At 50.1% G+C, this 16,657-nt stretch carries 16 protein-coding genes; 12 read left to right on the top strand and 4 right to left on the bottom strand.

Annotated elements, in window-relative coordinates; genetic code table 11:
* Positions 1 to 86 precede the first annotated feature (86 nt).
* Positions 87 to 695 carry a VTT domain-containing protein gene (locus NSU01_RS23790; RefSeq protein ID WP_042138778.1) on the bottom strand — a complete coding sequence of 203 codons (609 nt, stop codon included), beginning with the start codon at positions 693 to 695 and terminating at the stop codon, positions 87 to 89.
* 147 nt (positions 696 to 842) lie between these two features.
* Here NSU01_RS23790 and NSU01_RS23785 point away from each other — a divergent pair, with 147 nt between their 5' ends.
* From NSU01_RS23785 to NSU01_RS23770, 4 genes are all read left to right on the top strand, one after another.
* Entirely contained in the window at positions 843 to 1,778 is a 936-nt protein-coding gene (locus tag NSU01_RS23785) for a Gfo/Idh/MocA family oxidoreductase (protein WP_042138777.1), read from the top strand.
* Positions 1,779 to 1,810: 32 nt separating this feature from the next.
* On the top strand, positions 1,811 to 2,140 hold the full coding sequence (locus NSU01_RS23780; protein ID WP_042138776.1) for a hypothetical protein: 330 nt from the start codon (positions 1,811 to 1,813) through the stop codon (positions 2,138 to 2,140).
* Between the two features lie 126 nt (positions 2,141 to 2,266).
* Positions 2,267 to 2,584: a helix-turn-helix domain-containing protein gene (locus NSU01_RS23775; protein ID WP_042138775.1), complete on the top strand. Its 318-nt coding sequence runs from the start codon at positions 2,267 to 2,269 to the stop codon at positions 2,582 to 2,584.
* Positions 2,585 to 2,936: 352 nt separating this feature from the next.
* Positions 2,937 to 3,659: a hypothetical protein gene (locus NSU01_RS23770; protein ID WP_076245668.1), complete on the top strand. Its 723-nt coding sequence runs from the start codon at positions 2,937 to 2,939 to the stop codon at positions 3,657 to 3,659.
* A gap of 158 nt (positions 3,660 to 3,817) precedes the next feature.
* Here NSU01_RS23770 and NSU01_RS23765 read toward each other — a convergent pair whose 3' ends face one another.
* Positions 3,818 to 4,261 carry a hypothetical protein gene (locus NSU01_RS23765; RefSeq protein WP_076245665.1) on the bottom strand — a complete coding sequence of 148 codons (444 nt, stop codon included), beginning with the start codon at positions 4,259 to 4,261 and terminating at the stop codon, positions 3,818 to 3,820.
* Positions 4,248 to 4,463, bottom strand: a complete 216-nt coding sequence (locus tag NSU01_RS23760; RefSeq protein WP_042138773.1) for a helix-turn-helix transcriptional regulator — start codon at positions 4,461 to 4,463, stop codon at positions 4,248 to 4,250. The genes NSU01_RS23765 and NSU01_RS23760 overlap by 14 nt, the downstream gene beginning before the upstream one ends.
* Positions 4,464 to 4,696: 233 nt before the next feature.
* Here NSU01_RS23760 and ric point away from each other — a divergent pair, with 233 nt between their 5' ends.
* The 6 genes from ric to NSU01_RS23730 all read left to right on the top strand — a co-directional run bounded on the left by ric (position 4,697) and on the right by NSU01_RS23730 (position 10,664).
* Positions 4,697 to 5,392, top strand: a complete 696-nt coding sequence (gene ric / locus NSU01_RS23755) for an iron-sulfur cluster repair di-iron protein (protein WP_076245811.1) — start codon at positions 4,697 to 4,699, stop codon at positions 5,390 to 5,392.
* A 143-nt stretch (positions 5,393 to 5,535) separates the two neighbouring features.
* A complete protein-coding gene (locus NSU01_RS23750) occupies positions 5,536 to 6,237 on the top strand; it encodes a hypothetical protein (RefSeq protein WP_076245664.1) in 702 nt (233 codons plus the stop codon).
* 203 nt (positions 6,238 to 6,440) lie between these two features.
* Positions 6,441 to 8,867 carry a nitrite reductase large subunit NirB gene (nirB, locus tag NSU01_RS23745; protein WP_076245662.1) on the top strand — a complete coding sequence of 809 codons (2,427 nt, stop codon included), beginning with the start codon at positions 6,441 to 6,443 and terminating at the stop codon, positions 8,865 to 8,867.
* A gap of 25 nt (positions 8,868 to 8,892) precedes the next feature.
* Entirely contained in the window at positions 8,893 to 9,234 is a 342-nt protein-coding gene (gene nirD / locus NSU01_RS23740; RefSeq protein WP_076245659.1) for a nitrite reductase small subunit NirD, read from the top strand.
* A 25-nt stretch (positions 9,235 to 9,259) separates the two neighbouring features.
* Complete coding sequence (locus NSU01_RS23735; RefSeq protein ID WP_039295420.1) at positions 9,260 to 10,078, top strand: formate/nitrite transporter family protein; 819 nt, start codon at positions 9,260 to 9,262, stop codon at positions 10,076 to 10,078.
* Positions 10,079 to 10,181: 103 nt separating this feature from the next.
* Complete coding sequence (locus NSU01_RS23730; RefSeq protein ID WP_076245656.1) at positions 10,182 to 10,664, top strand: NUDIX hydrolase; 483 nt, start codon at positions 10,182 to 10,184, stop codon at positions 10,662 to 10,664.
* 134 nt (positions 10,665 to 10,798) lie between these two features.
* Here NSU01_RS23730 and NSU01_RS23725 read toward each other — a convergent pair whose 3' ends face one another.
* Positions 10,799 to 11,515, bottom strand: a complete 717-nt coding sequence (locus NSU01_RS23725) for a Crp/Fnr family transcriptional regulator (RefSeq protein WP_039295531.1) — start codon at positions 11,513 to 11,515, stop codon at positions 10,799 to 10,801.
* Between the two features lie 458 nt (positions 11,516 to 11,973).
* Here NSU01_RS23725 and NSU01_RS23720 point away from each other — a divergent pair, with 458 nt between their 5' ends.
* The gene (locus tag NSU01_RS23720) at positions 11,974 to 14,277 is read left to right on the top strand and encodes a glycosyl hydrolase family 65 protein (RefSeq protein ID WP_076245653.1); all 2,304 of its coding nucleotides are present in this window, start codon (positions 11,974 to 11,976) and stop codon (positions 14,275 to 14,277) included.
* Positions 14,277 to 16,616: a glycosyl hydrolase family 65 protein gene (locus NSU01_RS23715; RefSeq protein WP_076245651.1), complete on the top strand. Its 2,340-nt coding sequence runs from the start codon at positions 14,277 to 14,279 to the stop codon at positions 16,614 to 16,616. The genes NSU01_RS23720 and NSU01_RS23715 overlap by 1 nt, the downstream gene beginning before the upstream one ends.
* The last annotated feature ends 41 nt before the right edge of the window (positions 16,617 to 16,657 follow it).

Below are 16,657 nucleotides of genomic sequence, written 5' to 3'. Positions count from 1 at the left end.
TCCCTCCATCTATAGAATGCAATTAAATAGATCACAATTTAATTATAAATCAAATAGCTGCACTCTGCCAGCTTGATGGATACCCCTCAGATTTTAGCGGACCGCGGCCGCATGGAGAATCCGGCAGCTGCAAGCACGGCGATGTAGAGAATCACGGCAATGGCAGCATTGCGCGGATGCTGGAACATTTGGCCGCCGAGGAAGGCGTACAGGGTGATCCCCGGGATTTTACCTAGGCCGGTTGCTGCAAGATAACTCCAGAAGGGCAGTCCGGCAGCACCGGCGTAGATATTCACGGCCATTTGCGGAATTACAGGCGCCAGCCGGGCGAGGACTACAGAGGCAAACGGACGCCGCTGCACGGCCCCGGTGAATTTATCCAGCGCTGAAATTGAGTTCAGATAAGTCATGGATTTGCTCTGGAACATATATTTAACCAGACCATACACGATTGCTGCAGCCAATGTGGTTGCGCTCCAGCATATTAACGCTCCCGCCAGGCTTCCATAGGCGTATCCGAACAGACCTATGATCAGCTTGTAGGGGATTACCGGAAACAAGGCCAGAACAGTGGCTGCAAGCATGGACAGAAGCAGATTATGGTCCTCTTTGAGCCAGGCCAGAATCTCATACCTGTAGATAAACGCGAGGATTATACACGAAACATACAGAATTACCGTCAGCCATTTTCTCATTTTACTATGCCCCTTCTTTACTCCATACATTTCATCATACTGAAAAAAAAGTGATTATTGAAGCAAAGATCATTGTCGCCGCCGCTTGTCACGGTATAATACACCTATAAGGGATAGAAATCCCCAATATTTAAGGGAGATACCTCAATGAATATACCTGTACGCAAAAGAGTGGCATTAATCGGCATCGGCGATATTGCCCGTAAAGTCTATTTGCCGCTGCTCTCCCGTCATGATCAGGCGGAAATTGTAGGGGTACTCAGCCATTCCTCTGCGACGGTGCAGCGGGCAGTTCAAACCTATCGTCTTCAGAAAGGGACAACTGACCTGAATGAGCTGTTATCCTGGGACATAGATGCTGTATTCGTGCATAGTCCAACACCTACACATTATGAACTTGTAACCCGTTGCCTGGAGCATGGGGTCTCCGTATATGTGGACAAGCCGCTGTCTTATGATCTGGAAGAATCCCGGCGGATGGCCGAGCTCGCAGAGAACAAGGGACTGCTGCTGGGGGTTGGCTTCAACCGCCGCTATGCTCCGATGTATATGGCGGCCAAGTCCTGGCTGCTGAAAGCCGGAGGCATTAGCCAATGCAGCGCAATCAAGCACCGGACGAAGCTGCAGCAGGGTACAAGCCATGAAACCATTCATGATGATCTGATCCATATGCTGGATCTGCTGCTATGGCTGTGCGGCGGCGATTATGAATTGCTTCACAGCAGCCTGAAGACAGATACAGAAGACAGATTGCTGCAGTCATTGGGGCAGCTGGACTGGAAGAGCGGAGCAACCGGAATATACAGTATGGTGCGCGATGCCGGTGCTGATCTGGAGAAGCTGGAGCTGCACGGAAATGGCAGATCAGTCGAAGTGACGGATATGGAACGGGCGACATTATATGAGCAGGGTTCCCTGCCGCGCACGCAGAATTTCGGCAGCTGGGACACTATACTGGAGCGCAGAGGCTTCAGCGGAGCCGTCAGCCATTACCTGAGTAATATCGCGACCCCGGAGCAATGCGGCATTTCCGCTTCAGCCGTATTGCCGAGCCATGAGCTGGCAGCGAAGCTCAGCCGTTGAATTTTCAGATTAGCAGCAGAGAGGAGAACAACATGGAAGATCAGGATTACGGCAAGTCAATGGAAGAGAGAATTATCGAAAGCTACAAACGGGATGAGGAAATGATGATTCTTGTTTTTGCCCAGTGGTGCGTGAATAACAAGCTGGACCCGCACGCACTGTATTTACAGGCATATCCGCAGCAGGAGGGCAATCAGGCGCTGAGCAATGCGCTGGCACTGACTGTATCCGAGGAAGAGGCCGGTTTTATCTCCGATGACACCGTACTTGGTGTACTGTCGCTATATAGCAATGATGACCTCGCTTACGTGGTAACTGAAGCGATTCATCAGCGGGAGCAGAAAGCAGACACAAGGGATTGACAACGAAGATATAATAGTTATGGTTAATGAACTTTTTTTTGGTAAACGATGTTCATTACAGAATAAATGTGGTAAAATTATATATACTAACTAATAGTAAGCTTCACAAGTGAGAGGTGAAAAACAATGGAAGAACATCAACTGACGATGTGCCCGAGATTCGAGACGGCCTTTTCTTTTTTAGGCAAACGTTGGAATGGACTTATTATTCAGACATTGATGAGCGGCCCTAAGCGGTTCAAGGATATTTCCGGACTGATTCCGACAATGAGCGACAAGATGCTGTCCGAGCGTATGAAGGATCTGGAATGTGAAGGCATTCTGGTACGTCATGTATATCCGGAAACACCGGTGCGCATTGAGTATGAATTAACGGTCAAAGGCCGGGCGCTTGAGCCGGTTATGCAGCAAATTCAGTTCTGGGCCGAGAGCTGGGTTGAGTAGTTACGTTTCATATTCCTAATGACAGCCCCTTACCGGTCTCCGGTTTAAGGGGTTTTTGCTTCGGTTTTGCTAAATAAAACTTGCACTGTGTCCAAACCTGTGTAATATAATAGAACAAACTAAAGTTACGGATGTGTGGAAGCGTTGACAAAACTGGGAAAAGCCTAAGGAGAATGTGAATAAGCCGAAGTTAAGGCAAGTAAACTAAGACGATGCTTTCGAGGCAAGTTTTGAACGATGCTGATTCAGGGATGTTTAGGCTCACAAAACCTAGCGTATGCTTTCGATGCAAGTTTTGCCGTAGTGGACTCTTATGAAGTAACGCTCACAAAACTTTTAGGAGGCGAGGATCATGACCATCACCTTGTTTTCCCGCGAAATAGCCTATGGAAAAAAGGATGTCGCTGAACTGGAGACTGCGTCAATTAGAGTGCAGCTGATTTATGACAAGGTGTTGTATATGCTTCATAGCCATCTTCCCGCTTCATTATGGGATGCCTGGATTGGCGTGCCTTATGAGATCATATCCTCTCTATACAAAGGGGACAATGATAGCGGCAGTGTGTTTCAGAAGTGGATTCAAAGCCCCTCCGGCTGGAAATGCATCGGTTGTGAACGGCATTGTCTGGAGCCTGTGACAGTTGCGGATAGCGATACCTCCGGCCCGCCGCGCCGCTTCACCTTTCATAACGGCATTAGTCAGAGTATGGTGCTGCAGGCGGTAATCTGGTCGATGTATGAGAATACGCTGCTGCTCCAGCCTTACTTAGGTGAAGATGCTTTTCTCAGCGAAGATGATTTGGAGCTTATTTCTGTATATTTCGTACCTACCTATATGACACAGACCCCGTTAATGGAAATGAATAAACAAGCCAAAGAATATAAGGATAAGAATATCAGAGTCTATCAGGAATGGATCTCTGCCCCGGATCTGGTGCTGCAGTGGAATGGAGGTCTGACCGAAGGCAGGTGGATGACTGGAGTGTATGTGGATCATTCGCGGTTTGCCGGTCTTGGACCCTATTTGAAGGATGCGCAAGGCAAGCGGACATATATGCAGGCGACTGTTCAATAAATCATACTATGCATACATTGAAGGGTTAAAGGGTGGCTTTGAGAATGATTTTAGAAGAAAAACAAGAAGGAAAGTGCTGCTGAATAATTTGTTGAGCTCCTTGATGCGGCAGCACTTTGGGAATGATTGAGTATCATTAGGAATCCGCCAGGTACTTTTTACGCCTCATCCCGGTTATTCCTTCTTCTAATCCAAAGAACCAAACTTAAGATCACCACTCCAACTGCTGCAGATATAATCAGAATTGCGTTTCCGCTTGCACTACCGTCTGGTATTATCGGGGATGGACTCATGCGCGCGGCAATAATGATGCATACTGCAATCAGAATTGATAGAAGGATAACGGCTGCGCTTCTGCTATTAGCTGTCAGGCCCTCCCGTCCAGGTCCTATATAGGAACCGTTCCAGATCAGACGTACCAGATAGGAGCCGACACCAATCATAAAAATAACATAATTACTCAATGGATACTTGAGCCACTGTATTCCGTAATTATGCAGGCCCATATCCGCCAACAGCAGGAAGGCCAGTAACATAAATGACTGATTCCCCGCTTTGTTCCGCTTCAACAGTTGTCTTTCGTCCAGGTTAGCTTTGCTCATACTCAGTTCCCTCCCAAAAAAGTTGATCCAGCGTCTTACCCAGTGTTAGGCAAATATCAATACATAACCTGATTGTGGGATTGTAGTCACCGTTCTCAATTGCAATAATCGTCTGTCTGGTGACTCCCACAGCATCCGCCAGCTGCTTCTGCGACATGTCTTTTGCCGCTCTTGAGGCCTTAAGCCTCAGGTTTTTCCCCATTCCCTCACCTCGCGTAGATTGTAATATATATTTAACATTATGTCTACTATATTATACATGGTGGATTTTTTTATAATCATTCCGTTCAATAAAATTTTATATATCCAGTGCGTACAATCACTAGTCCATCCTCCTGCCGGTGTTAAGGTGTAAAGGTGATCAGCAACTAAAAACCTATACCCATAACATGAGGAGGGGCCACAATGGCGTCCAATCAATTAAACGATATAACAATTCAATCAGGTTTCACCTCTGAAGCAATGGTCAGAGACATCGTCCTGCAGTTCCCTAAGGCTGCGGATTATTTCAAGGCTAAGCGCATTGATTTCTGCTGTGGAGGCGCGAAGCCGCTGGCTGAAGCTGCTGCCGAGAAAGGGCTTGATCCGGAAGCGATGATTCAGGATCTGAACAAGCTGCAGGAAGAGCATCCGGTACTGGAAGAGGATACAGCCTGGAACGAGGCCTCCTCTGAAGAGCTGGTGAATTATATTGTGAACAAGCATCACCGCTACCTGCGTGAAGAGCTTCCGCTAATCAGCCAGAATGTAACCAAAGTCTTCCGCGTGCATGGCGAGGATTCTCCGCATCTGGGCGAGATGCACCGCCTGTTTAATCTTTTGCGCGAAGATCTGATTCAGCATACGGCGAAGGAAGAAGAGAGCGAATTCCCTAAAATGCTGGCCTACACACAGAACCCGACTGAAGAAGGCCTATCGGAGCTGCGCGGCCTGCTGCATAATCTGGAAGCCGAGCACGATGGTGCCGGTGAGATCCTCCGCGAGCTCCGCCGGGTAACCAATGATTACACACCGCCTGCGCATGCCTGCACGACTTACCGCCTGACCTATGCACGCCTTGAGGAGCTGGAAGGTATGACCTTCGAGCATGTGCATCTGGAGAACAATAACCTGTTCCTGCGTTATCAATAAAATGTATTGCTACGGAAAGTCCCTCCGGGGACTTTTTTGTTATATAGAACGTAAGGTTCAGAACAGAAATAATTTGAGAACAGGTCTTCTATGCGGTATCCTTAAAGAGTCAGGGATATTACATAAGAAGGCGGTGCCGTGGAATGTCCACGAAATGGATGGGGCGCTTACTGCTGTGCCTTGTTTTTATAATCACAGCCAGCGGCTGCAGCTCGGTTCTGGGACCGGGAAACACCGGCGGCAGCGCCGGAAGCGGAAGCACAGGACTATCTTTTTCAATTCTGGTGGGTGAACGTGAAATGGCAGGAACCTCCGGCAGACTGCTTAACGAAGCTTATAAAGAAGGTAATTCCATCATAGAACTGCTGAGAAAGAGCGGGATCGTTACTTTTGCTGCAGACGGCTATAGTATTCTTGAGGTCAATAGAGTTGCGCTTAGTCAGGATATGATGTGGGAAGTACAGGTGAACAGCAAGAAGCTTACGGATTTGAACAGTAAAATCGAGGCTGGAGCGGCGATTCTCTTCTCTGCACAGCCGGCCGCAGCCGGGGCGTTATTTCAACCGGTTATCCTTACGGTGAACGGCGGGAGTGAACAGCCTGAGCTGACGCATTCGCATGTGCTGTCCTTTACGGAAGATTTGTCAGTGAAGGGACTTATGAAGAACAGCGGGATGATTAAGCTGGCAGAAAATAACAAGACGATTCTTACCGTAATGGATTACACGCCACTCAGCAGTGAGGAGTGGAAACTGAAGGTTAATGACAAAGCGCTGCTGGGCAATGGGGTGGATATGAAGCTCAGACCGCAGGACAAGCTGGAGATATCACTGGTTCTGAGGTAATTACGATAGCGGAATCCGTTTTATCAGATACAAGGATTTCTGTGCCGAGTGCGCGGGGTCTTTTTTTTGTGTCTTTTACTTTATGTGAAATGTTTCACATTTAATGTGACTGGAATCACAAATGCCGGGGAATTTTGGACAGTATAATTTCACTATACAGCAAGTTTATGAAGAAATCTGAGTTTTGAAGGAGGGTCCTACCAGTGACAGCGAACAGAGAAAAGTTAGTGCTGATTGGCAATGGCATGGCGGGTGTAGGCACTATTGAACAGATTTTAAAGCTGGGCGGCGCTTATGATATCACGATTTTCGGCAGTGAACCGCATCCCAATTACAACCGGATTATGCTGTCCTATGTTCTTGAAGGCAGTAAAACCATTGAAGATATTATCCTGAATGACCGTCAGTGGTATGAGGATAACCATATTACCCTGCATACTGGAACGACTGTCATCCGGATTGATGAACAAACCAGGCAAGTGATTACAGATAACGGACAGGCGGTTCATTACGACAAGATTATCATTGCTACAGGTTCTAATTCGTTTATATTACCTGTTCCGGGCAGTACAAAGGACGGGGTAGTCGGCTTCCGTGATATCGCAGATTGCGATGCCATGCTGGCTGCAGCGAAGCAGTACCGCACGGCGGCTGTTATCGGCGGCGGTCTGCTTGGTCTTGAAGCAGCCAAAGGCCTCGTGAATCTGGGGATGGACGTTACCGTTGTACATCTGCTTGAGGATCTGATGGAACGGCAGCTGGACCGTACGGCATCTTCCATGCTGCAGGCGGAGCTTGCGCGTCAAGGTGTGAAATTCGCCATGGGCAAGCAGACGGTCGAATTGACTGGAGAAGAGCGGGTTACCGGGCTGCGCTTCAGTGACGGCAGTGAGTTGCCCGCAGAATTTGTGGTAATGGCAGTCGGAATTAAACCTAATGTTCAGCTTGCCAAGGATAGCGGCATCGAGGTTAACCGCGGGATTGTCGTTAATGACTATCTGCAGACCTCCATGGCTAACGTGTATTCTGTCGGTGAATGTACAGAGCACCGGGGGACCTGCTATGGTCTGGTAGCGCCGCTTTTCGAGCAGGGGATGGTACTGGCCAAGCATTTGTCTGGTGTGCAGACTCCGGGATACGAAGGTTCGGTTGTCGCGACGAAACTCAAGATTTCCGGTGTTGATGTTTTCTCGGCCGGAGAGTTCACCGAAACAGCGGAGCATACCGTCATATCCGCCAAGGATGAGTGGAAGAGAACCTATAAGAAGATTCTGCTCAAAAACAATATTATTGTCGGTGCGGTTCTGTTCGGTGATGTAACGGAATCAGCGAGCCTGCAGAAGCTGGTGAAGCAGGGAACAGAAATGACCGATGAGATCTATGGAGAGGTCATGGGCACAGGCTGCTGCGGCGGAGGCGGAGCCAAGAAAGGTCTATCCGTTGAAGCAATGGCCGATGAAGAGATTGTCTGCGGCTGCAACGGGGTTACTAAAAAGGCGATTGTTGATGCCGTTACGGAGAATGGCTTCACTACAGTGGATGAAATCAAAGCCTGCACCGGAGCTACCCGTTCCTGCGGCGGCTGTAAGCCAGTTGTTGAGCAGATTCTGCAGTTCGTATTAGGAGACAGCTTCCAGCAAAGCGCCAAGCAGGGGATCTGCAGCTGCACCCCGCTTAGCCGGGATGAGATTGTAGCCGAAATTACGGCTAAAGGGCTCAAAACCACCAAAGAAGTTATGCATGTGCTGGACTGGAAGCAGCCGGAAGGCTGTTCTAAATGCCGTCCTGCTGTGAACTATTATCTGGGTATGATCTATCCGGACACCCATGAGGACGAGAAGGAATCGCGCTTCGTTAATGAACGGATGAGCGCCAATATTCAGAAGGATGGAACTTATACGGTTATTCCGCGGATGTACGGAGGGGTTACCACTCCCGAGGATTTGAAACGGATTGCCGATGTTTCCCTGAAATATGATGTGAAGGTTGTGAAGGTGACCGGCGGGCAACGTCTGGATCTGATCGGTGTCAAAAAAGAGGATGTACCGAAGGTGTGGGAGGAGCTGGATATGCCGTCCGGCTATGGCTATGCGAAATCCCTGCGCACTGTGAAGACCTGTGTAGGTTCGCAGTTCTGCCGTTTTGGCACACAGGATTCCATGGGCATGGGAGCTATGCTTGAGCGCAAGTATGAGCGCCTGGATATGCCGGCCAAGTTCAAAATGGCGGTTAACGGCTGTCCGCGTAACTGTGCAGAATCCTGCACGAAGGATATCGGCATTGTCGGCAATGACGGCGGCTGGGAAGTATTTATCGGCGGAAACGGCGGCATTAAGCCACGGATCGCTGATGCCTTCTGCAAGGTAAGAACCGATGAAGAGCTGGTCGAGGTCTGCTCCGCCGTAATGCAGTATTACCGTGAAACCGGCAATTACCTGGAGAGAACTTCAGAATGGGTAGAACGGATGGGCCTTGAGCATATCCAGACCGTTATTCTGGGCAGTGATGACAACCGGAAAGAACTCGCTGCACGTATTGACTTCGCCCTGGCACAAGTCAGCGATCCATGGAAAAAGATGCTGGATGACAACGGTACCCGCACAGCACTGTTCGAACAGACACGGGTCTAGCCTGAAGGGAGAGGGAGAGAAAATTATGGAACTCAGTAATCGAGAGTATGCAGTAGGAACCGCAGACGATTTCATGCTGCAGATTGGCCGGGTAGTAAATGTAGGAGAGGTGGAGTTAGCAATATTCCGCACATCGGATGGCACTTTCTATGCCGTGGAGAACCACAGTCCCCACCCGAAGGGCGGTCCGCTCGCTGAGGGGATTGTATCCGGCTATTATCTGTATGACCCGCTTCATGACTGGAAAATCGATCTGCGGACCGGAGAAGTTCAGGCTCCGGACCGCGGTCAGGCAGTAGTCCATCCGGTTGTTGTGGAGGACGGAGTCGTCAAGGTTAGTCTGCCTGCGGCAGTGGCAAGGCTATAAATAAAAAAGAAGAGCAGGTGTAGATATGTTTACGCAGAGCGTAGAGAATATCGTTGAGACAGCCGTAGGCAAACGCGACAAGATGAATGAGAGCCTGCCCAAATATTTCTTGGCGGCACTCCTGGCAGGAGCTTATGTAGGTATTGGTATTATTCTGATCTTCTCGCTGGGGGCTCCGCTGGCAGCGATCAAGTCACCGTTCCAGCCGCTGATTATGGGCGCATCCTTCGGGATTGCCTTGACCCTGGTTGTATTCGCTGGCTCGGAGCTGTTCACAGGAAATAATATGTTCTTCACGGTAAGCACGCTTGCCGGGAGAACTACGGTCTGGGATACCGTGAAGAACTGGGTCCTGGTATTCCTCGGCAATGTAGCCGGTGCAGTGGTTCTTGCCCTGCTGATTCAGGGATCGGGTCTCTTTAAGGCGGCGCCTGCCGAGCATCTGATCTTCGCGGCAGCAGCCAAGAAGATGAGCCTGCCGTTCTCGGAGCTGTTCTTCCGCGGTATTCTCTGTAACTGGCTGGTCTGCCTGGCGTTGTGGATGTCCTCCCGCGCCAAGAGTGAAGCGGCGAAGCTGGTGCTGATCTGGTGGTGCCTGTTCGCCTTCATCGCAAGCGGCTACGAACACAGTGTAGCGAACATGACGCTGCTCAGCGTGGCAGTACTGTTGCCGAATCATCCCGAGACCGTGAGCATTGCCGGCTGGCTGCATAACATGATTCCGGTTACGCTAGGCAATATCATCGGCGGCGGTGTATTCGTCGGCATGGCATACTGGCTGATCTCACCTGTGCGTAGTCCCCGTAAAGTATCAACTGCCATGCAGACTAAGAAAATAAGTTAATTTAGAAGCCCCGCAGTTTAATTACTGCGGGGCTTTTTTGTCACTGAAAGGAGAATCTATCTGTGGTAAGCTGTTTAGGACTCGAATCAGGGAGTGGACAGTCATGAAGAGCTTTAACCATTTTGGGGTATATGGAATTTGCCAGCGTGACGGCAAGCTGCTTGTAATTCATAAGGGAAGAGGGCCATACACCGGAAGGTACGATCTGCCTGGCGGAAGACTCGAAGAGAACGAATCGCTGCTTGACGGCCTGGTCAGAGAATTCATGGAAGAGACCGGATTTGCAGTCAATGCAGAACGAAACCTGGGCATATTCGATTTTTTTGTCCGTTATCAGGAGGATGACTTCACGCATATGCATCATCTGGCAGCGTTGTACCAGGTTGAATTGGACGGGGAGCAGGAGCCAGCAGCTATTTCAGCTTTTGCAGAACAGGATTCGAGCGGGATGGAATGGGTGGAATTAGCCCGGATCACGCTGGATTCGGCCTCACCGGGAGCTGTACTGGCAGCGAAGTGGCTTAGCGGGGATGAGCTGACTATGAGGACGGAATACTATGATTTTTGGGAAATAAAGACCTTGTAGAATTGCTGGCAGCGCGGGAATCACTTCAGCAGACAAGAAAAAAAGACGCCGGACAGGGCGCCTTCGACCACTCTATTAATTTATTGGGTCATATATGTTTCATTGAGGTGAATAGAGGGTATTATTATTAGGAATTAAATCCGGCAAATTTCATTAGGGCATAATTCACAGTGGCAGATGTCCTGAAGCATCGACAGATCCTTGATGACAATCATGCCGTTCTCATACTCTACAGCGTCTTTTTTACGCAGATCGCTCAGCATACGGTTAACACTTTCGCGGGTAGCGCCAATCATGTTGGACAGATCAGTATGCGTAATTTTTTTATTGATCAGAATGCTGTCGCCGGTCTTCTCTCCATAGGTGTTGCCCAGACGGATCAGCGTAGAGCAGAGTGCACCCGGTTTGCCGTACATCATCAGGTCGCGGAATTTCGTCTGCGTGAGACGGTGATGAATCCCCATCCATTTCATGAAGTCAATCGCGAAATCACAGTGCTGGCAGATCAGAATCTCTAGATCCTTCTGCTCGATGACGCCGACTTCACTTTCTTCAATTACTTCGGCAGTGAAGCTATGCTTCGTGCTGAAGAAAGGGTCTGCCTGACCAACCATGTCACCGGCCTGATACATATACAGGATTAGTTCCTTGCCTTCGTCAGTTGATTTGGTTAGTTTCACACGTCCACGTTTGATATAAAACAATTTATCCGAATAGTCGCCTTCCCAGAATAGGTGAGAGCCTTCAGGGACCATGCGCTCCTTCATTGTGACCAATAGCCGGTTAAAATTCTGTTCGGAGAAACAGTTTGTATTGCCGCGGGCTTCGATAACATTATAATGTTCCTTTATCATAATCGACATCCCCTTTATTCCCTCAGTTTTTCAGTAAATTTTAAATTAATTATACATGTAAATTCCTCTTTATGGGTAAAAATTTTCGCGAAAAAGTGTCGAATTTTTTACATTGTGATAATTTTCACTTCATTTATGTGAGATATGATATGTTTTCGCGCCAAAAGGGGGTCCAAAACCTGGCTTACAGGATATTATAGCAGCTGCCTCCTAATCTGGAAAGATCCTGGGAGCTTGCGGCTTTTTTTGTTTTTGCGGGAAAAAGCACTGAATTGTCTTAAATATTATACCCCACACTGCAGGATTTCCCCATTTCCGTAAAAATGCACATAACTCCGTTATAAGCAGACCTTGGTCCTGAAGGTGCTTAGAGATACTCTGGAACTGAGCGTCCGTACCTCCGTGGACAACTGCGGGAAGGTCGGAACATTCCCCTAGAGAAGGAGAAATCAAATATGGCAAAAGTGGCGGACAAATATCTGAAGGTCGATCCGTGGGCGATTATAGAAGAGGGCTTTGATCCGGAGCGTAACCGGACCTCGGAATCCATTTTTTCACTGGGCAATGAGTATATGGGCGTGCGGGGGTATGCCGAAGAAGGGTACAGCGGAGATTCACTGCCTGGCAGTTACTTGAATGGGCTAAACGAGCAGATGGATGTCGGCAACCATTATAAGGGTATTATCCGGTCATTACGTTATATGGTAAATGCGGTGGACTGGCTGTATACCCGGATATCCGTTAATGGCTCACAGCTCGATCTGGCCCATAGCAAGGTTACGAATTACTCCCGCAGACTGGATTTCTGTACCGGGACATACCGGAGGGAATTCATCTGGCATCTGCCGGACGGCAAACAGCTGCAGATCAGCTTCACGCGCCTGGTAAGTATGACATTGTCTCATCTGGGTCTGCAGCAGATCACCTTTGAGCCGCTTAACTTCACGGGGAGTGTAGATATCTGTACAGGTCTTGATTTCAACATGATCCACGAAGAACACGGCCAGAGCATGTGGAAGCAGCTGCGCAGTGGAGACGAAGGAGCGGTTACAGCTATTCTGGGAAGTACGCTGACAACCGGGAACAAGCTGTTCTCCGGGTTTATGCTTCAGTCCTCCCAGCCTTTAAATACAGAGCTTGTGGAGCGTGACCGGTTCATCGGACGGAAATTCTCGCTTGAACTGTCTCAAGGAGAACCGGCTTCCTTCACCAAGCTCGTCGTGAATGCAGCGGACAACAAAGCTTCCCGTACGGCGGATAGCCTCTGGGCTGAAGGTATGGAGCTTGCAGCAGGGGTAAGCGGGCTGGAAGAGCAGCAGGTGTTTGCTGACCAAGCGTCTTACTGGAGCGGTATCTGGGCAACCAGCGATATCACTATTGAAGGAGATCCCGAGAACCAGCAGGGCATCCGGTTCTGCATTTTCCAGCTGTATCAGACCTATCATGGAGATCATCCGGGCTATAACATCGGTGCCAAAGGGCTTACGGGTGAAGCATACCGCGGTCTGGCCTTCTGGGATACGGAATCGTACTGCCTGCCGTTCTATATGTTCAATAATCCGAAGGCGGCCCGCAGCCTGCTGGAGTTCCGCTATAAGACACTGCCGGAAGCCATGCAGCGCGGGAAGGATGTGGATTGCGAAGGCGCTTTTTATCCCATTGCCACGATTGACGGGACTGAGAGCTGTGATCTGTGGCAGCATTCTAACCTTCAGCTGCATGTGGGAACTGCCGTTTCCTACGGCATCTGGCATTATGTGAAGAATACAGGTGACCGGGAATTCCTCTACAGCAAAGGCGCCGAGATGCTGATTCAGATCAGCCGCTTCTATGCGACCCGCGGCCAGTGGGGTCAGCGCAGCGGGGAATACGGTTATTTCGGCGTCATGGGACCTGACGAATTTCAGCTGATGGTCAACAATAACTGCTATATCAATCTGATGGCTAAGAAATTATTTGAATTCACGCTCGAAACCATTGCCGGGATGAAGGTGAAGACGCCTGAAGCATATGCAGCCGTTGTTGCCAAAACGGTGCTCCATGAAGAGGAATTGGCCGATTGGGACAACAAACGCGAGCATATGAAGATTCCGCTGGATACGGAGAGCGGGGTGTATGAGGAGCATGACGGATTTTTTGATATGCCTCATATCGATATTCACTCGATTCCGGTGTCCGAATTCCCGCTCTACTCGAATTGGTCGTATGACCGCCTGTACCGCTATGACATGATCAAGCAGCCGGATGTGCTGATGTTCATGTTCTTATATAACGGACAGTTCTCCAGAGAAGCCAAGCTTGCGAATTATGAATACTACGAATCCAGATGTATCCATGAATCCTCACTCTCGCCGTCCATTCATTCCATTCTGGCCAGTGAAGTCGGCAAACATGAGGAAGCTTATCATTTCTTCGAGTTCGCTACCCGGCTGGATCTGGATAACTACAACCGCAATACCAGAGAAGGATTGCATACAACTTCGATTGCAGCAGCCTGGATGAACATTGTGTACGGCTTCGGCGGCATGCGTTCTGATGGTGCCCGTCTGTCCTTCCAGCCTACACTGCCGCAGCGCTGGACCTCCTATAGCTTCCAGGTGAGGTATGAGGGCGTGCTGCTCGGAATTATTGTGAACAAAGATTCGGTCAGCTTCAGAGCCATAGAGGGTGGAAGCACTGAAGTTACTATTTATGGTCAGCTGGTTCTAGTGGATGCTGCAGGTACGAGGCTTCCGCTCGGTGAAGGGATGATGGCATAATGAACTGGACCGTAAGCGAAAGCAGCTTCGAACCTGGCAGGATTACGACCAACGGGAATAAATATATGACCGGTAACGGGTATATGGGATTCCGGGGTGTGCTCGAGGAGTTCGGCAAGGAGCAGCTCACGGCTGTTACCTTGGCCGGGTTATACGACAGAGCGGGAGATAAGTGGCGTGAGCCGGTGAATGCCCCGAACGGAATGTTCACTATGATCAGCTGTGACGGGAAAGTGCTTAGCGTTCTGCAGACGGAGCCGCAGGCTCATATACAGAGCCTGGAACTCCGCACAGCAGTCCACCGGCGGGAGACGGTGTTCAGTATCCGGGACGGCGGGCAGGTGACCCTCACAGCTGAGCGGTTCGTCAGCATGGATCAGCTGCATGTGCTGGCCGGTAAATGGACAATTCATAGTACGGTGGATTGCGGGATAGAGATTAAGTCAGGGATTGACGGTGAGGTCTGGGATATCAACGGCCCCCATTTGTTTGAGCAGCGGATTCAGCTGAAGGAAGGCGTGCTACTGGCAACGGCTGTTACCGGTGAACTACAGCTGCCGGTGGCGGTTGCTGAGGAGGCGGATTTCGCATTTGCAGAGCAGCTTATCCATGGAGAGGCAGCGCTCCGTACGGTTTCTTTTGACGCCAAGGCTGGAGAGACTTATGAATGGTACAAATATGTGGCCGTGTTCACCGGGCTGGACATGGAGGAGGAACCTGCTGTACAGGCGGTACGAACAGTCAGGGCTGCGGCTGCGGCAGGTTATGCAGAGCTGCTGGCAGCCCATTGCCGGAAATGGGAAGAGCGGTGGTTAAGCAGCGATGTGGTGATCGAAGGAGATGATGATGCGCAGTTCGCTCTCCGGTACAGCATTTATCAGCTGCTGATTATTGCGCCAACGTTGTCTGAGAAAGTATCCATTCCTGCTCGCGGCCTATCCGGCCAAGTCTATAAAGGGGCTGTGTTCTGGGATACGGAAATGTTCATGCTGCCATTCTTCCTGCATAGTGATCCCGGCATTGCCCGCAATCTGATGATGTACCGCATCCATACACTGGACGGTGCCCGCCGTAAGGCAGCTGAGTATGGGTATCTGGGTGCTTTTTATGCCTGGGAGAGCCAGGATTCGGGAGATGATGCCTGCACACTGTTCAATGTGAATGATGTGTTTACCGGACGGCCAATGCGGACCTATTTCCGGGATAAGCAAGTGCATATCAGCGCAGATGTCGTGCACGGGATCTGGCAGTATATCCAGTTCACCGGAGATGACAGTATGCTTGCCGATGGCGGCGCTGAGGTCATCTGGGAATGTGCGCGCTTCTTGTACTCGTATGCTTATTATAATCCGGTGAAGAAACGTTATGAGATTCTGGATGTTACCGGACCGGATGAATATCATGAGCGGGTCAACAATAATGCGTTCACCAATGCACTGGTGCAGGAGACACTGGAAATTGCACTGCGGACAGCGGGTCTGCTGCAGGACAAATACCCTGCTGTGTATGCGGAGCTGGCAGGGCAGTTTGCTGACGGACCGTTCCTGGCTGAGTTCACAGATATGCTGGAGCATTTCTATGTTCCGCAGCCGGACCCGGACACTCTGGTTATTGAACAGTTCGACCGCTATCTGAAGCTGGAAGAGGTTGCGCTGGCTGAGCTGAAATCACGGGTGATCAACAAACATGAATACTGGGGTGGAGGCAACGGGCTGGCCACCTCCACAAGAATATTGAAGCAGGCTGATATCGTGCTGATGCTGAACCTGTTCAAGGGCAAATTCAGCAAGGAAGTGAAGCAGGCCAACTGGGAATTCTATGAGCCGCGTACCGAGCACGGATCAAGCCTCAGCCCGTGCATCTATGCACTTGTTGCCGCAGATATCGGCTCACCGGACTGGGGTTATCCGTATTTCATGCGCACTGCCACTGTAGATCTCACCGGAGAATCGAAGCAGTATGTCGGCGATCTATATATCGGCGGAACCCATCCGGCTGCGAACGGCGGTGCATGGATGGCAGCGGTGCTCGGCTTCGCAGGTCTGCAGTTTGATGGCGTGACCGCTGTGATGAATCCGGCGCTGCCTAAGGAGTGGAAAGCAGTGGAGCTGCCGGTTGTGCTGCGCGGAGACAGCTTCCGGCTGCAGATCAGCCGGGAAGAGATCACCGTTACCGCAGCGCCGGACAACAGCGAAGCTGTAGCATTCGCCGGCTTCGGCGGCGAACCGGAGCTGTGCCGTCCGGGTATGCAGCTGCGGCTGCGGGCTAAGGGTAAAGCGCAAGAGGCTGAACTTCAAATATTATCTGAAATGCAGGGCGGATTTACGCAGAAGTCTTAAACTCAGCTTGTATAAGCAAACAAGAAGCAATAAGGAGGACA

The sequence above is a fragment of the Paenibacillus sp. FSL H8-0259 genome, from assembly GCF_037963255.1.
Classification (GTDB): Bacteria; Bacillota; Bacilli; order Paenibacillales; family Paenibacillaceae; genus Paenibacillus_AQ; species Paenibacillus_AQ phytohabitans.
Note: the sequence above shows the minus strand (reverse complement) of the source record. Positions and strands in the feature narration are given on the sequence as shown.

What these genes read in the sequence shown, in the direction of transcription:
- NSU01_RS23790 (WP_042138778.1), bottom strand. Translation starts at nt 695, where the DNA reads ATGAGAAAATGGCTGACGGTAATTCTGTATGTTTCGTGTATAATCCTC.
- NSU01_RS23785 (WP_042138777.1), top strand. Translation starts at nt 843, where the DNA reads ATGAATATACCTGTACGCAAAAGAGTGGCATTAATCGGCATCGGCGAT.
- NSU01_RS23780 (WP_042138776.1), top strand. Translation starts at nt 1,811, where the DNA reads ATGGAAGATCAGGATTACGGCAAGTCAATGGAAGAGAGAATTATCGAA.
- NSU01_RS23775 (WP_042138775.1), top strand. Translation starts at nt 2,267, where the DNA reads ATGGAAGAACATCAACTGACGATGTGCCCGAGATTCGAGACGGCCTTT.
- NSU01_RS23770 (WP_076245668.1), top strand. Translation starts at nt 2,937, where the DNA reads ATGACCATCACCTTGTTTTCCCGCGAAATAGCCTATGGAAAAAAGGAT.
- NSU01_RS23765 (WP_076245665.1), bottom strand. Translation starts at nt 4,261, where the DNA reads ATGAGCAAAGCTAACCTGGACGAAAGACAACTGTTGAAGCGGAACAAA.
- NSU01_RS23760 (WP_042138773.1), bottom strand. Translation starts at nt 4,463, where the DNA reads ATGGGGAAAAACCTGAGGCTTAAGGCCTCAAGAGCGGCAAAAGACATG.
- NSU01_RS23750 (WP_076245664.1), top strand. Translation starts at nt 5,536, where the DNA reads ATGTCCACGAAATGGATGGGGCGCTTACTGCTGTGCCTTGTTTTTATA.
- nirD (WP_076245659.1), top strand. Translation starts at nt 8,893, where the DNA reads ATGGAACTCAGTAATCGAGAGTATGCAGTAGGAACCGCAGACGATTTC.
- NSU01_RS23735 (WP_039295420.1), top strand. Translation starts at nt 9,260, where the DNA reads ATGTTTACGCAGAGCGTAGAGAATATCGTTGAGACAGCCGTAGGCAAA.
- NSU01_RS23730 (WP_076245656.1), top strand. Translation starts at nt 10,182, where the DNA reads ATGAAGAGCTTTAACCATTTTGGGGTATATGGAATTTGCCAGCGTGAC.
- NSU01_RS23720 (WP_076245653.1), top strand. Translation starts at nt 11,974, where the DNA reads ATGGCAAAAGTGGCGGACAAATATCTGAAGGTCGATCCGTGGGCGATT.
- NSU01_RS23715 (WP_076245651.1), top strand. Translation starts at nt 14,277, where the DNA reads ATGAACTGGACCGTAAGCGAAAGCAGCTTCGAACCTGGCAGGATTACG.